The organism is Simplicispira metamorpha, assembly GCF_004341365.1.
Lineage (GTDB): Bacteria > Pseudomonadota > Gammaproteobacteria > Burkholderiales > Burkholderiaceae_C > Simplicispira > Simplicispira metamorpha.
The window spans coordinates 81,666-95,863 of sequence record NZ_SLXH01000009.1; the positions used below are offsets into that span (position 1 = coordinate 81,666).

Here is a 14,198-nt window from a genome sequence, read left to right on the forward strand (position 1 = left end):
GGCATTATCCCTTCTGCCCTGCGCCGGTGTCGCCGTGGTTCTGTGCCAGAATCGAAAACTCCATTGAAGGAGAAACGTGAATTTTCGTAACACATTGCTGGCTGCCGGTGTGGCCTTGACCACATGTGGTGCGGCGGCGTTGTCGTTGGGTGAGTCGCGTGGCACCGTGGTGCTGGGCCGCCCCCTGGACTTGGTGTTCCAGGTGCTGACAGATGGCACCGAGTCGGTCGATGGGGCCTGCGTTGCCGCCGATATATTGCTGGGCGACACGCTCATCAGCCAGTCGCGCATAGACATCACACCGCTGCCCGCAGTGCCGGGCCGATCCTCGGCGGTGCGCCTGCGCGCATCCGGGGTGGTCAACGAGCCCATCGTCACCGTGCAGTTGTCGGCTGGTTGCAGCGGCAAAATCACCCGCACCTATACCTTTCTGGCCGATTTGCCGGACACCGTGGCCGCCGCGACAGCGCCCATTGCCATTGCCGCCCTCAAGCCCGACGCGGCACCCGCCCGCAGTGATGGCCGTGGCACGCAGGCACCGCCATCCCCGGGCAGCAGTCGCTCTGCGCGCCCACCGGCTTCGGGCGCAGAGTCGCCAGAGGCCAGCGCACTCCGGCCCGCGCCGCGCCCGGTACCGCGCGAACGTGCTGCCCCAGTACCCCGCGTTGCCGCAAGCGCCGCACCCGCAGTGCCACCGCAGCGCGCGCGGCTGGTGATAGAGCCGCTGGACCTTGCGCCGCCCGCTCCGGCGGGGCTGCGCCTGTCCACCGAGCTGGCGCACATCCCTGGCGAGGCTGCCACCGAGCAGCGCGCCGAGGCCGCCGCTGCCTGGCGCATCTTGGGCAGCACCCCTGAAGAGTTGCGCCGCAGCAGCGCCAGCCTGGAGCAGTTGACTGCCGACCTCAACACCTTGCGCGCCAGCACCGCCCAAGACCAGGCCACCATGGCGGGCTTGCGAGAGCGCCTGGAAATGGTCGAGTCCGAGCGCTTTCCGGCGCCGCTGGTGTACGCCTTGCTGGCTTTGCTGGCGGCGGCGCTGGCCGGGATTGCCTGGCTGTGGCAGCGCGCGCGCGTTGCCCAAAGTGCTGCATGGCATGACGCCGTAGAGCGCCACCACGATGCCGATTCCACCGCGCGCGCCACAGACGCGCCCGTTGCGGCGCCCGTGCCCGCTGCACTGGCACCGCTGGAGGCTGCGCAAGCCGCGCCTGCGGACACGCCCGTCCCCGATCCGCTGCCAGGCAGCCAGGCTGTGGCCCCCGCAGTGCCGGTGCCTGCCGTGCCCACGGCTACCGATCCGGTGGCCCCCGCCGTGCCCGCCGTGCGTGTCATCAACCCAGAAGCGTTGTTTGATTTGCAGCAGCAGGCCGAATTTTTTGTCTCGGTGGGCGAACACGACCAGGCCATTGACGTGATGAAGCAACACATCGCCGACAACGAGCAGTCCTCCCCCCTGGCCTATCTCGACTTGATGCGGCTGTACCACTCCCTGGGCCGCATCGACGACTTCAACGCCTTGCGTGCGCAATTCCACCGCTACTTCAATGCACAGGTGCCCGAGTTTGCGGGCTTCAACCGGCCAGGGCACACCTTGCTGGGCTACACCGATGCCCTGGCCGCCATCGAGGCGCAGTGGAGCGATGACGTGGTGCTACAGCAGCTGGAGTCGTGCCTGTTCCGGCGCGACAACGCTGCCATGCCCTTGTTTGATTTGGCCGCCTACGAAGACCTGCTGCTGCTGTACGCCATTGCACAGACTACCCCTGCTGGTGTTCGGGGCGCGCCGCCGCCGCGCGCCCGCACCACGCCAGAAGATGCCACCCTCTCCGAAGGCATTGGCGTCTTGCCTACAGCGTCCGGGCGCCAGGGCCATCAGCCCGGTGATCTGTTGCAAGAGCAATTGCCCGAGATGGGTTTGCCCGCACTGGACTTGCTCCCGGCGGCTGCCCCGCAGGCCGCACCCAGCTTGCCCGACTACGACTTCCCCTGGGCCCTGGAAACCCTGTCGCCCGCCCTGGATGAGGCCGCGCCGCACGCCATCGCCACCCAGCCACCGCCTGCGCCGCCCTCGTATGCCCCTGCACCGGCGGCTGACGGATTCCCGTCGGTTTTGCTGGATTTGGATTTGACGGCGCCGCATGAGCCCATGGAAATGGACTTTCCGCTGCCCTCCCTGACCTTGCAGGACGTGCCCGCAGTGCCCGTCACGCCCGCACCACCGCCGGGGCAGCCCGTGGGCTTTGGTTCCACCAACCCCCGTTTTGAAGTGCGATTTGAACTGGACGATGATTTGCTGCTGCCGCCTGACAAACCGGGCAAGGGGGCCTGATGCGTGCCGCTTTGACCTTGTTGTCCGTGCTGCTGGCGCTGGCCATTGTGGGCGTGCTGGTCAAGCGCCAGTGGGGCGCCATCGGCCACCCGCCAGTGCCCACGCTGCCCGCCAGCGCCACGGGCGATGCCGGTGCGGCCCCGTCTGCGCCCGCCGCTGTGCGCACGCCCGGCCAGCAGGTGCAGCACATCCAGCAAACCGTTGAAGGGGTGATGCAGCAGCCCCGGGCGCTGCCAGACGATGCGCAGTAAGCACCATGGCAGCGCACGGCCTGCGTTGCTGTAACGCAGCACTGCCGGGTAAAAATACAGGCCAAAACAGCCTCTAGCCCTTGCTGGGTGTGCGCAAGCAGCTATCAAAATAATCCATGAATCCTGAAGAAGATGCCCGTTGGATGCGTCTGGCATTGGCCCAGGCGCAGGCTGCCGCCCAGGCGGGCGAGGTGCCCGTGGGCGCCGTGGTGGTGCGCGCGGGCCAGCTCATTTCCACGGGCCGCAACGCCCCCATGCAAGGCCACGACCCCACCGCCCACGCCGAAATCCAGGCCCTGCGCGCCGCCGCGCAGCAGCTGGGTAACTACCGGCTCGATGGCTGCACGCTCTACGTCACGCTGGAGCCCTGCGCCATGTGCACCGGCGCCATGCTGCACGCCCGCTTGGCGCGGGTGGTGTTTGGTGCCCACGATGCCAAAACCGGCGTGGCCGGATCGGTGCTGAATTTGTTTGCCACGCCGCAGCTCAACCACCAGACGGTAGTGCAGGGCGGGGTGCTGGCCGATGAGTGCGCGCAGGTGCTGGCGGCGTTTTTCCAGGCGCGCCGCCGCAGCCAGCGTGCCCAGGCCCTGGCCGCCCACCCGCTGCGCGACGACGCCCTGCGCACCCCCGAAGCGCGCTTTGCCCACCTGCCCGATTACCCCTGGGCACCGCACTACGTCAGCGACCTGCCCGCGCTGGCCGGGCTGCGCCTGCACTACCTGGACGAAGGAGCGCGCGATGCGCCCATCACCTGGCTGTGCCTGCACGGCGTGCCCACCTGGAGCTACCTGTACCGCCATTGGCTGCCCGTGTTCACCGCCGCAGGCCACCGCGTGGTGGCCCCCGACCTGATCGGCTTTGGCCGCAGCGACAAGCCCAAAAAAGAACCCACCCACCGCTTCGCCTGGCACCGTCAGGTGCTGCTGGAGCTGGTGCAGCGGCTGGACTTGCGCCGCACCGTGCTGGTGGGCCACGGCAGCGGCGGCAGCCTGGGCCTGGCGCTGGTGCCCGCCTGCCCAGAGCGCTTTATTGGCCTGTGGGCGCTGAACACCGGCCTGCCTGGGGGCGATGCACCACTGCCCGCCGATTGGCAACGCTGGCGCGATTGGTGCGCGCGCAAGCCGCTGTATGGCGTAGGCCGCTTGCTGGCACGCGACCAGCCGCAGCTGTCGGCGCCCGAGTGCGCGGCCTACGAGGCGCCATTCCCCGACCGGGGTTACCGCGCAGCGCTGCGGGCGTTTCCGGCGATGTTGTCGGCTGCGTGGGCCGAGCCAGCGGGCCACGGTGGGCTGAACGGGGACGGCAGCGCTGGTGGGTCAGACCGTGCGGGTGCTGCACCCGAAGTGGCCCGAGCCACCTGGGCGCCTGGTGCTGCTGGCACCGGAGCTGCGGCTACGGCTGCCCTGGAGCCCTCGTTGCAGGGTTTTTGGCGCCATGGCTGGGCTGGGCGCACGCTGGCCATGGCCGGGCAGGGCGATCCGGTATGGGGGCTGGTGGCCATGCAGCACCTGCAACGCCACGTGCGTGGCTGCCCTGTGCCCACCGTGGTGCCCCGGGCCGGACATTGGTTGCCCGAGCACGGCGCTGCGCTGGCCCAGCAGGCTGTGGAATACTTCGCGCCTTGATGTCTCCTGCGCGCGCAGCCTGCGCAGCGCACCCACCCCCGCACATTCCACGGAGCGGGCCACCACGAGCGGCCCGGGCGCTTTGTCTTCTGAAAACACCTCTTGCGATTGCGGCCACGACCACGGCCCCAAGCACATCTACATCTACTCCCCCTCCAGCGCAGTACGCGACAAGGCCGCGTTCAAGCGCGGCATCAAGCGCCTGCAAGCGCTGGGCCACGAGGTCGAGATTGACCCCGACGCCCTGGCCAGCCACACCCGTTTTGCGGGCGACGACGCCACGCGCCTGGCCGCCATCCACCGCGCCGCTGCCAGCGGTGCCGATGTGGCGCTGATCTCGCGCGGCGGCTATGGCCTGACCCGGTTGCTGCCGGACATCGACTACGCCGCCGTGGCCCGCGCCATCGAGGGCGGCACGCTGTTTGTCGGCGTGAGCGATTTCACCGCCTTCCAGAACGCCGTGCTGGCCCAGACCGGCGCCGTGACCTGGGCCGGGCCGTCGCTGGGCGCTGATTTTGGCGTTCAGGGCCTGCCTGACGACATCATGGAAGCCTGCTTTGACGACGTGCTCTCGGGGCACGGCGAGGGCACTGGCTGGCGCATGCCGCGCGACAAGGCCTGCCCCGGCGCTGCGCCCACGGAGCCTGTACCGCCCGCCGTGCCGCAAGAGTTTGAAATCCCGGCGGCGCGGCTGTGGGGTGGCAACCTGACGGTGCTGAGCTCGTTGGTGGGCACGCCATATTTGCCGCAGGTGCCCGGCGGTATTTTGTTCATTGAGGATGTGAACGAGCACCCCTACCGTATCGAGCGCATGCTCACCCAGCTGCTGCACGCGGGTGTGCTGGCGCAGCAAAAAGCGGTGCTGCTGGGGCAATTCACCAACTACCAGCTGGCGCCGCACGACAAGGGCTACAAACTGCAAACCGTGGTGGACTGGCTGCGCAGCAAAATCACCGCGCCGGTGCTGGCCAATCTGCCCTACGGCCACGTGGCCACCAAGGTCATGCTGCCCGTGGGCGCGCAGGTGGAGCTGTCGGTGCAGGGGCGCGATGCGCTGTTGTACTGGGGCCACGCCCATTAACCACGGCGCCCGGCCTGGCGCCTGTGTGCGCTTTCAGGTGGGCAGCTGCGACACCAGGCCCGTGCTGCGCTGGGCTGCGTAAAGCCCCAAGCGCACCATGGTGCGGTGGTTCATCTCCACCACCACCGACATGCGTGGCAGGGCGGACTGGATGCGCGGCTTGCCGTGCGATGTCTGGTGCAGGCGCGGTTCGCGGTAATGCGTGCCGCTGCGGTCCAGCAGGCTGGCCACCAGTGGCAGGTTGGCTTTGTCGCTGCGGCGCAGCACGATGGCGGTGTCACCGTTGTCCAGCTTGACCAGGGTGCCCGGTGGGCACAGCCCCACGCAGCGCACCAGCGCATAGCCCACTTCATCGCGCTGGTCTATGCCCGGGCCTACCAGAGCGCGCACCGAGTCCAGGGCGCTGCGCCCGGGGCGTGACTGGCGCGGGCTGATCATGGCCGCATAGCGGTCGATGGTGCCCAGAATGCGGGTCAGGCGCTCCACGTCTTCCAGCTCGGCCAGCGGTGTGCGCTCGTGGGGGCGCTCGTGGTGCTGGCCCACCACGTCCAGCCACAGGTGGTCGGTGACGTACAGGCGCTCCAGAATGGTCTGGCTCTCTTGCGGGTGGTTGCGGATGGCGTCTTGCTGGGCGGGGTTGGGGCGCTCGCGCTGGCTGGCCAGCTCGTCTTGCAGCGCCGTCATGCCGATGTTCATGGTCAGGGCGGCGCGCACCAGGGCGTTGCGCTCGCGCAGTGGCAAGGCCAGCTCGCGCGCCATCAGGTGGCACAGCGTGCTGCACACCAGCGCGTGCGAGGCGCTGTAGCCCACGGTGGAGGTGCTGGCCAGCTGGAACATCAGGTACAGCGCCGCATCAATGTCGTGCGCCGCCAGGTCTTGCAGCCAGCGGTCAAACTGGCGCACCTTGGCCGGAAAATCCAGCACCTGCCGGGGCTGTGCCAACAACACCGACAGGCCCGCCTCCAGATCCGCCCACAGGCTGAGCAGGTCTTCGTACTCTTCTTCGTGGGCGCCGTGGCGCGGGCTGGAGGACATGTGGTGTGGGGCTCAGGGCGCGGGCCGCCCTGGGCCCGCTGCAAACGCCATGCCGCAGGGACAGTGCAGGTCAGTCGCGGAAGTTGTTGAACGACAGCGGCATGTCGGCAATGTCTTTGCGGATCAGCGCCATGGCCGCTTGCAGGTCATCGCGCTTGGCGCCGGTGATGCGCACTTTTTCTTCTTGGATGGCCGCCTGCACCTTGAGCTTGCTGTCTTTGATGAGCTTTTGCAGCTTCTTGGCCAGCTCGCTCTCGATGCCGTTGCGCACCTTGATGACTTGCTTGACCTTGTCGCCGCCGATTTTTTGTGGCTTGCCGATGTCCAGAAAGCGCACATCCACATTGCGCTTGGTGAGCTTGCCCCGCAGCAGGTCTTCGACCTGTGTGAGCTGGAATTCGGCATCGCCGAACAGGGTGATCTCTTTGTCCTTGAGTTCGACAGCGGCCGAGGTGCCTTTGAAGTCGAAACGGGTGCCGATTTCTTTGGCCGCGTTCTCCACGGCATTTTTCACTTCGACGAAGTCGGCTTCACAAACGGTATCAAACGATGGCATGGTGGGGTTCTCTCCAGAAAGCACGTCGCACCCAGGGCCGGTGCGACAATCCGGGCGATGTTAGTCGAGAACAACGCCTCCCTGCAGCCCTACAACACCTTCGGCATCGTTGCCCGCGCCCAGACACTGGTGCGCGTGCGCAGCAGCGACGATGTACACGCCCTGCGCGCCCACCCGCAGCTGGGCCCGCAGCCCTGGTTTGTGCTGGGTGGGGGCAGCAACGTGGTGCTCACGGGCGATGTCAAGCCCGTGGTGCTGAAAATGGAAATCAAGGGCCGCCGCCTGGTACAAGAAACTGAACATGCCTGGATCGTCGAGGCCGGCGCGGGCGAGCCCTGGCACGACACCGTGGCCTGGACGCTGGCGCAGGGCTGGCCGGGGCTGGAAAACCTGGCGCTGATTCCAGGCACCGTGGGCGCTGCGCCCGTGCAAAACATCGGCGCTTACGGCGTCGAATTGCAAGACCGCTTCGACTCGCTCGATGCCATCGACCTGGCCACCGGCCAGAGCTTTACGCTCAACGCCGCGCAGTGTGCCTTTGGCTACCGCGACTCGGTGTTCAAGCATGCACCCGCGCCGGGCAGTGCGGTGGGCGATGTGCCCCGGGGCATGGGCCTGGCAGGCCGGGCCGTGATTACGCAGGTGCGCTTTCGCCTGCCCAAACCCTGGAAGCCCGAGCTGGGCTATGCCGAGCTGGAGCGCCGCGCCGCCGAGGCCGATGTGCCCCCCTCGCCGCAGCAGATTTTTGACTGGGTGTGCGCCATCCGCCGTGCCAAGCTGCCCGATCCGGCGGTGTTGGGTAACGCGGGCAGCTTCTTCAAAAACCCCACCGTCACGCCCGAGCAGTGCGCAGACATCATCGCCCGCGACCCCAAAATCGTTCACTACCCCATGCCCGATGGCAGCATCAAGCTGGCGGCGGGCTGGCTCATCGACGCCTGCGGCTGGAAAGGCAAAACCGTGGGCAAAGCGGCGGTGTATGAAAAACAGGCGCTGGTGCTGGTCAACCAGGGCCGGGGCGAAACCAGCGTGACCGGCGGCGAGGTCATGACACTGGCCAAAGCCATCCAGACCAGTGTGTACGAGCGCTTTGGCATCCGGCTGGAGCCCGAGCCTGTGGTGGTGTAAGCTCCTGATTTGATAGCTGCTTGCGCCCACCACGCGCGCCTTGCAAGCCTGAAACGCCATAAAAAACCGCCCGGCCTGGCGGCGAGGGCGGTGGCATCCGTGTGGCACGGGCTGCGGCGGTAAACGCTTCTTTTTTGATAGCTGAAAGCGCACGTCACACGGGCGCTGGAGGCTGTTTTAACCACTGAAGCGCCCCGCAAAACCGCCGGGGCGCTGCGCGCGTCAGCGCTTGTCGTCGTTGCCCAGCTGCGCCAGCGCCGCATTGCCGCCCAGCGACAGCAAGCCCGCGTTCGAGTAAATGCCCAGCTTGGCGCGCGTGTCCACGATGTCGAGGTTGCGCATGGTCAACTGGCCGATGCGGTCGAGCGGGCTGAACGGCGCGTCTTCCACCTTTTCCATGGACAGGCGCTCGGGGTGGTAGGTCAGGTTGGGCGACTCGGTGTTGAGGATGGAGTAATCGTTGCCACGGCGCAGCTCCAGCGTCACGGTGCCGGTCACGGCGCGGGCCACCCAGCGCTGGGCGGTTTCGCGCAGCATGATGGCTTGCGGGTCAAACCAGCGGCCTTGGTACAGCAGGCGGCCCAGTTTGAGGCCGTTCATGCGGTACTGCTCGATGGTGTCTTCGTTGTGGATGCCCGTCACCAGGCGCTCGTAGGCGATGTGCAGCAGCGCCAGGCCGGGGGCTTCGTAAATGCCGCGGCTCTTGGCTTCGATGATGCGGTTTTCGATCTGGTCGCTCATGCCCAGGCCGTGGCGGCCACCGATGCGGTTGGCTTCGAGAATCAGCTCCACGGGGTCGTTGAACTCCACGCCGTTGAGCGCCACGGGCTGGCCTTCGTTGAACGTGACCGACACTTCTTCGGCCTTCACGGCCACGTCGTCCTTCCAGAAAGCCACGCCCATGATGGGGTTGACGATGCGGATGCCGCTGTTCAAAAACTCCAGGTCTTTGGCCTCGTGCGTGGCGCCCAGCATGTTGGAGTCGGTGGAGTAGGCCTTTTCGGCGCTCATCTTGTAGCCAAAGCCGTGCTGCGTCATGAAGGCCGACATTTCGGCGCGGCCGCCCAGCTCGTCAATGAACAGCTGGTCGAGCCAGGGCTTGTAGATTTTCAGGGCGGGGTTGGTGAGCAGGCCGTAGCGGTAAAAGCGCTCGATGTCGTTGCCCTTGAAGGTGGAGCCGTCGCCCCAGATGTGCACGTCGTCTTCCTTCATGGCGGCCACCAGCATGGTGCCCGTCACGGCGCGGCCCAGCGGCGTGGTGTTGAAGTAGGTCAGGCCGCCAGTGCTGATGTGGAAGGCCCCGGCTTGCAGCGCGGCAATGCCTTCGTGCGCCAGCTGCGTGCGGCAGTCGATCAGGCGGGCTTTTTCAGCGCCGTATTCCATGGCCTTGCGCGGGATGGCGTCGTAGTCGGGCTCGTCGGGCTGGCCCAGGTTGGCCGTGTAGGCGTAGGGCAGGGCGCCCTTGAGCTTCATCCAGTGCAGCGCGGCGCTGGTGTCCAGACCGCCCGAGAAGGCGATGCCGACCTTTTGGCCGACGGGAAGGTTTTGCAGGATGGTTGCCATGGAATATCTCTCAAAAATGATAGCTGCTCGCGCTTATCTGGCAAGCGCTGGAGGCCAAAAAAGCTCTGAATTTCAGCCGCAGTGGTTTTCAGCCGAAGTGGCAGATGTAGTGGTAAGCCTCGGTCACGCGGATGTCGAACTTGGAGTTGCCGGGGATGCTGAATTGCTCGCCGGGCTGGCTGGTCAGCCAGGTGTCGGTGCCATCGAGGCGGTATTCGCAGCTGCCGGCCACGCATTCCATGATTTCGGGGGCGCCGGTGTTGAAGGTGAGCGTGGCGGGCAGCACCACGCCGACGGATTTTTTCGTGCCGTCGGGGAAGGTGATGCCGTGGCTGACGCACTTGCCATCAAAGTACACGCTGGCCTGGGTGGAGACGGAAACGCCGTCGATTTTTTCGGTGGTCATGGAGGTGGTGTCGGGGAGGTGTGAAAGAGCGGCGATTTTAGGACAGGCACAGCGCGCTTCCCGCCAGCGCGCAGCCATGAAAAAGAGCCCCGAGGGGCTCTTTGGTGGTGCGCTGGTGCCGCGCCGCGTGCTTCAGCGCCAGTGCGGGCGCGGGCGTGGGGGCGGGTAGTAGGGCTCGCTGTTGTACTCGATCACCGTCACCGGCGGGTTGACGTACACCGGCTGCAAGGGCTGCACGGGGTAGGGTGCGCTTTCGGGGGCGTAGGGGTCGATGGTGGAGTAGGTCTGGCCCGCGCCGGGGCTGTTGTGCAGCGGCTGCACGCTCACGCTGATCCAGGCGCCGGGGTCGGTTTGGGTGCGCGTGGTGTATTGGCGGCCCGCGTATTCGTAGGTGACGTTGTAGCCCACGGTGCGGTTCTCGTAGAAAGTTTCGGTGGTGCAGCGCTGGACGTTTTCGTACTCGGGGCGGCCATTGCCTTCGATGTGGTTGCCCAGCACGGCCCCGCCAATCACGCCCAAGGCCGTGGCTGCGGCCCGGCCACTGCCGCCGCCAATGGCGTTGCCCGCTGCGCCGCCCGCAATGGCGCCCAGCAGCGCACCGCCGCCGCTGGTGCGTGGGCCGGTGTGTACGGTTTCCACGCCGCACACCTGGCGCGGCGCGCCCACCTGCTGCACGATGGGGGTGGCCGACAGAACGCGCGCCCGCTCCTGCGCATTGGCCACACCGGCCACACCAGCCCATCCGGCCAGCAGGAGAGAGAAGATCACTGTTTTTTGCATAAGAATCCTTTTCAGGTCGTTCGGTCTGTAACGCGCCAGACGGGAAAAAAGTTTATCGGGACCAGCCTAATGCAGCATCTGCCTGCCGTAAAGCTGCGTAAAGACCTGTGCCAAAAGTGTGCGCACCGGCGCTGGTTCAGGCCGCTGGGGTGGGGCCTGCGCCGTCGGCCAGCCACTGCGCCCAGCGCTCGGTGTCCAGGCCCACGCTGATGCGGGTGGCACCGGCGCTGTGCCAGCGCACCACCGGGCGCTTGATGGCGCTGGCGTGCGTTTGCAGCAAGGCGCTGGCGCTGGCGGCGTCGTGCACGCTGGCTTGCGTGGCGGCGTCGAGCTTGCGCCAGGTGGTGCCCTGGCGGTTGAGCAGCTTGTCCCAGCCCACGACGTTCATCCACACCGGGAGCTGGTCAGCGGGTACGCCGTGCTTTTTGAAGTCGTGAAAGTGGTAATCCAGCCCTTGGGCGGTGAACCAGGCGCGGGCCTTTTTCACGGTGTCGCAATTGGCAATGCCATACAAAGTGATGTCAGGGGTAATCATGGTGGCCATCATGCACCCCAGCCTGCTCGGCGACAATGGCGCCCTGTATGCACACCACCATCCACACCCTTGAAGGCTGGCTTGCCCACTGCGAGCGCCTGCACCCCCAACACATCGACATGGGCCTGGAGCGCGTGCGCGAGGTGGCCCGCCGCATGGCGCTGCGTTTTGACTGCCCCGTCATTACCGTGGCGGGCACCAACGGCAAAGGCTCGACCTGCGCCATGCTGGAGGCGGTGGCGTTGCAGGCCGGCTACCGCACGGGCGTCTATACCTCGCCGCACCTGGTGCATTTTGAGGAGCGCTGCCGCATCCATGGCGATATCGTCAATGCTTCTGATTTGATAGCGCACTTCGCAGCGGTGGAGAGCGCCAGAACGCAAAATGGCAATGAAGTCTCGCTGAGCTATTTCGAGTTCACCACGCTGGCCATCCTGCGCCTGATGAGCTTTTCGCTGCTGGACGTGGCCATCCTGGAAGTGGGCCTGGGCGGCCGCCTGGACGCCACCAACCTCATCGATGCCGACTGCGCCGTCATCACCAGCATCGACATCGACCACACCGAATACCTCGGCCCCGACCGCGACAGCATTGGCCGCGAGAAGGCCGGCATCATGCGCACCGGGCGCCCGGTCATCGTCAGCGATCCCGTGCCGCCGCAAAGCGTGATCGACCACGCCCGCGAGATTGGCGCCGACCTGTGGCGTTTTGGCCAGGACTTCAATTATTCGGGCGACAAGCAGCAGTGGGCCTGGAGTGGGCGCGGGCGCCGCTACGCCGGGCTGGCCTACCCGGCACTGCGCGGCGCCAACCAGCTGATGAACGCCTCGGGCGCTCTGGCCGCGTTCGAGGCGCTGCGCGATCGCATCCCGGTCACGGCGCAGGCCGTGCGCAACGGGCTGGCGCTGGTGCAGCTGCCGGGGCGCTTTCAGATCGTGCCGGGCCAGCCCACGCTGGTGATGGATGTGGCGCACAACCCGCATTCGGTGGCGGCGCTCACGGCCAACCTCGATGCCATGGGCTACTTTCCCACCACCCACGCCGTTTTTGGCGCCATGGCCGACAAAGACCTGGCGCCCATGCTGGCCAAGGTGGGGCCACTGATCGACCGGTGGTATTTCACCGACCTGCCCACGCCGCGCGCCGACACCGCCGCCAGCTTGCAGCAAAAGTGGAACGCGCTGCAAATCGTGGCCGGTGGGCGCCGCGAAGTGCCGTGCAGCACCCATGCCAGCCCTGAAAAAGCCCTGGAAGCGGCCGTGGCCGCCGCAGACCCCGCTGATAGAATCGTGGTCTTTGGCTCGTTCTACACCGTGGGCGGCGTTCTGCAAAACGGCACGCCGCGCTTGCAGGCCAAGCATCTGGACACCTAAGTCCGCACCGGTTTTTGCTTATTCATGGCATTTTTCAAGTTTCGGTGGCCAGGCCAGCAAGGGCAGGGCGACAAGGCGATGAGGCCATCGCGCGCTCCCCACGCTGAGAGTATCGAGGTGATGCGCCGCCGTGCCCGCCATCGGCTCATTGGCGCTGCGGTGCTGGTGTTGCTGGGCGTGGTGGGTTTTCCCATGCTGTTCGACACACAGCCGCGCCCCATTCCCGTCGATATTGCCATCGAGATTCCGGGGCAAGACAAAGTGGCGCCGCTGGTAGTGCCGTCTGAAGAAGAGGTGGCCAAGGCGGGGCTGGTCGATGGCGAAGAGGTGCTGCCGTCCGGGCGGGGTGGCAGCGCCCAGGTGGCTGCTGCACCATCGCCCATGGCGACAGCGCAGTCGCTGCTGCTGCCTGACAGCCGCCCGGCGGTGGCGCCCAAAGCCGCCGCCGAGCCCGAGCCCAAGCCCGTTGCCAAACCTGAGCCCAAGCCAGAGCCCAAGCCAGAGCCCAAGCCAGAGCCTAAGCCGACACCCAAACCCGAGCCCAAGCCAGAACCTAAACCTGAGCCCAAGCCAGCGCCAAAACCTGAGCCCAAGCCCGAGCCCAAGCCAACTCCCAAGCCTGAGCCGAAACCCGAGCCCAAGCCAGAACCCAAACCGGCACCCAAGCCTGAGCCGCGTCCAGACGAGGCTGCGCGTGCGCGGGCTTTGCTGGAGGGCCGCACGGTTGTTGCTGCTGCACCAGCCGCCCAGGAAGATGGGCGTTTCATCGTGCAGATCGGTGCCTTTGCCGACGCGGACAAGGCGCGTGAAGTGCGCCAAAAGCTGGAACGCTCGGGCTTCAAGACCTACACCCAGACGGTCGATACCAAAGATGGCAAACGCACCCGTGTGCGGGTAGGGCCTTTTGCGGGTCGTGCTGAAGCCGACAAGGCCGCATCGCGCATCCGGGGGCTGGATTTGCCCGCCTCGATTCTCACTTTGTGACGGAAGCGAGGCCTCGCATGGCTGCACTGGACTGGATTTTTATGGCGCTGCTGTTGGCATCGATGCTGATTGGCGCGTGGCGTGGTCTGGTGTTTGAGGTGCTTTCGGTGCTGGGCTGGCTGGCGGCATTCGTGGTGGCGCAGTGGTTTGCCGCCGATGTAGCCGCCTATCTGCCTTTGGGTGATCTTCAGGGGGCTGCGCGCTATGCCGCAGGTTTTGTCGTGACGTTTGTTTTGGCCTTGTTTGGCTGCGGCTTTATCGCCTGGCTGGGCAAGAAGCTGGTCGAGGCCACAGGCCTGCGCCCGGTCGATCGCACTCTGGGCGCGCTGTTTGGCGTACTGCGCGCCGTGGTGGTGGGCCTGGTGGTGGCGGTGGTGGTGCAACTCACGCCCTTGCAGCAGGGTGCCTGGTGGCAAGAGTCGGGCAGTGCCGTACTGCTGTCGGCTGCACTGAAAGAATTGAGGCCGGCCCTGCCCGCAGATTTTGGCAGGCACCTGCCTTCGTGAGTGAATTCGTGGGTGGTCTCTGGCCGTCGGCCAGGTGGCACCC

Annotated in this window: 15 protein-coding genes; 8 read left to right on the forward strand and 7 right to left on the reverse strand. The window is 66.5% G+C overall.

Going from position 1 to position 14,198, the window contains the following annotated elements; all coding sequences use genetic code 11:
- The first annotated feature begins 76 nt into the window (after positions 1-76).
- The 4 genes from EV674_RS06650 (at position 77) to EV674_RS06665 (ending at position 5,289) form a co-directional block, all read left to right on the forward strand.
- Complete coding sequence (locus EV674_RS06650; RefSeq protein WP_241524902.1) at positions 77-2,329, forward strand: type IV pilus assembly protein FimV; 2,253 nt, start codon at positions 77-79, stop codon at positions 2,327-2,329.
- A complete protein-coding gene (locus EV674_RS06655) occupies positions 2,329-2,580 on the forward strand; it encodes a hypothetical protein (RefSeq protein WP_119012768.1) in 252 nt (83 codons plus the stop codon). The genes EV674_RS06650 and EV674_RS06655 overlap by 1 nt, the downstream gene beginning before the upstream one ends.
- Positions 2,581-2,696: 116 nt before the next feature.
- Positions 2,697-4,208 (forward strand): tRNA adenosine(34) deaminase TadA, encoded by a 1,512-nt coding sequence (gene tadA / locus EV674_RS06660; protein ID WP_119012767.1) that lies wholly within the window; start codon positions 2,697-2,699, stop codon positions 4,206-4,208.
- 82 nt (positions 4,209-4,290) lie between these two features.
- Complete coding sequence (locus tag EV674_RS06665) at positions 4,291-5,289, forward strand: LD-carboxypeptidase (RefSeq protein WP_119012766.1); 999 nt, start codon at positions 4,291-4,293, stop codon at positions 5,287-5,289.
- A gap of 33 nt (positions 5,290-5,322) precedes the next feature.
- Here the strand turns inward: EV674_RS06665 and EV674_RS06670 are convergent, their stop codons facing one another.
- Together EV674_RS06670 and EV674_RS06675 are read right to left on the reverse strand one after the other, a co-directional pair.
- Positions 5,323-6,324 carry an HD-GYP domain-containing protein gene (locus tag EV674_RS06670; protein WP_119012765.1) on the reverse strand — a complete coding sequence of 334 codons (1,002 nt, stop codon included), beginning with the start codon at positions 6,322-6,324 and terminating at the stop codon, positions 5,323-5,325.
- Positions 6,325-6,394: 70 nt separating this feature from the next.
- Entirely contained in the window at positions 6,395-6,880 is a 486-nt protein-coding gene (locus EV674_RS06675) for a YajQ family cyclic di-GMP-binding protein (protein ID WP_119012764.1), read from the reverse strand.
- A 57-nt stretch (positions 6,881-6,937) separates the two neighbouring features.
- On the opposite strand from EV674_RS06675, the gene murB reads away from it, so the two are divergent.
- A complete protein-coding gene (gene murB / locus EV674_RS06680) occupies positions 6,938-8,008 on the forward strand; it encodes a UDP-N-acetylmuramate dehydrogenase (RefSeq protein ID WP_119012763.1) in 1,071 nt (356 codons plus the stop codon).
- Between the two features lie 222 nt (positions 8,009-8,230).
- Here murB and argG read toward each other — a convergent pair whose 3' ends face one another.
- The 5 genes from argG to EV674_RS06705 form a co-directional block, all read right to left on the reverse strand.
- Positions 8,231-9,571, reverse strand: coding sequence for an argininosuccinate synthase (argG, locus tag EV674_RS06685; RefSeq protein ID WP_119012762.1), 1,341 nt, complete (start codon positions 9,569-9,571; stop codon positions 8,231-8,233).
- Positions 9,572-9,581: 10 nt separating this feature from the next.
- Entirely contained in the window at positions 9,582-9,653 is a 72-nt protein-coding gene (locus tag EV674_RS18000; protein ID WP_119012833.1) for a DUF1010 domain-containing protein, read from the reverse strand.
- A gap of 6 nt (positions 9,654-9,659) precedes the next feature.
- Complete coding sequence (ppnP, locus tag EV674_RS06695; RefSeq protein ID WP_119012761.1) at positions 9,660-9,977, reverse strand: pyrimidine/purine nucleoside phosphorylase; 318 nt, start codon at positions 9,975-9,977, stop codon at positions 9,660-9,662.
- Positions 9,978-10,109: 132 nt separating this feature from the next.
- Positions 10,110-10,757 (reverse strand): glycine zipper 2TM domain-containing protein, encoded by a 648-nt coding sequence (locus EV674_RS06700; RefSeq protein ID WP_119012760.1) that lies wholly within the window; start codon positions 10,755-10,757, stop codon positions 10,110-10,112.
- A gap of 136 nt (positions 10,758-10,893) precedes the next feature.
- Positions 10,894-11,292 (reverse strand): arsenate reductase, encoded by a 399-nt coding sequence (locus EV674_RS06705; protein WP_119012832.1) that lies wholly within the window; start codon positions 11,290-11,292, stop codon positions 10,894-10,896.
- A 47-nt stretch (positions 11,293-11,339) separates the two neighbouring features.
- Between EV674_RS06705 and folC the strand changes: the two genes are divergently transcribed.
- The 3 genes from folC to EV674_RS06720 are packed head-to-tail and all read left to right on the forward strand — an operon-like array spanning position 11,340 to position 14,155.
- Entirely contained in the window at positions 11,340-12,665 is a 1,326-nt protein-coding gene (folC, locus tag EV674_RS06710) for a bifunctional tetrahydrofolate synthase/dihydrofolate synthase (RefSeq protein ID WP_119012759.1), read from the forward strand.
- A gap of 24 nt (positions 12,666-12,689) precedes the next feature.
- Positions 12,690-13,649 carry an SPOR domain-containing protein gene (locus EV674_RS06715; protein ID WP_119012758.1) on the forward strand — a complete coding sequence of 320 codons (960 nt, stop codon included), beginning with the start codon at positions 12,690-12,692 and terminating at the stop codon, positions 13,647-13,649.
- Positions 13,650-13,666: 17 nt separating this feature from the next.
- A complete protein-coding gene (locus EV674_RS06720; RefSeq protein ID WP_119012757.1) occupies positions 13,667-14,155 on the forward strand; it encodes a CvpA family protein in 489 nt (162 codons plus the stop codon).
- Positions 14,156-14,198: the final 43 nt, after the last annotated feature.

Coding starts and splice junctions, on each gene's coding strand:
- EV674_RS06705 (WP_119012832.1), bottom strand. CDS start 11,292: ATGATTACCCCTGACATCACTTTGTATGGCATTGCCAATTGCGACACC.
- argG (WP_119012762.1), bottom strand. CDS start 9,571: ATGGCAACCATCCTGCAAAACCTTCCCGTCGGCCAAAAGGTCGGCATC.
- EV674_RS06670 (WP_119012765.1), bottom strand. CDS start 6,324: ATGTCCTCCAGCCCGCGCCACGGCGCCCACGAAGAAGAGTACGAAGAC.
- EV674_RS06715 (WP_119012758.1), top strand. CDS start 12,690: ATGGCATTTTTCAAGTTTCGGTGGCCAGGCCAGCAAGGGCAGGGCGAC.
- EV674_RS06720 (WP_119012757.1), top strand. CDS start 13,667: ATGGCTGCACTGGACTGGATTTTTATGGCGCTGCTGTTGGCATCGATG.
- folC (WP_119012759.1), top strand. CDS start 11,340: ATGCACACCACCATCCACACCCTTGAAGGCTGGCTTGCCCACTGCGAG.
- murB (WP_119012763.1), top strand. CDS start 6,938: ATGTTAGTCGAGAACAACGCCTCCCTGCAGCCCTACAACACCTTCGGC.
- ppnP (WP_119012761.1), bottom strand. CDS start 9,977: ATGACCACCGAAAAAATCGACGGCGTTTCCGTCTCCACCCAGGCCAGC.
- EV674_RS06675 (WP_119012764.1), bottom strand. CDS start 6,880: ATGCCATCGTTTGATACCGTTTGTGAAGCCGACTTCGTCGAAGTGAAA.
- EV674_RS06700 (WP_119012760.1), bottom strand. CDS start 10,757: ATGCAAAAAACAGTGATCTTCTCTCTCCTGCTGGCCGGATGGGCTGGT.
- tadA (WP_119012767.1), top strand. CDS start 2,697: ATGAATCCTGAAGAAGATGCCCGTTGGATGCGTCTGGCATTGGCCCAG.
- EV674_RS06655 (WP_119012768.1), top strand. CDS start 2,329: ATGCGTGCCGCTTTGACCTTGTTGTCCGTGCTGCTGGCGCTGGCCATT.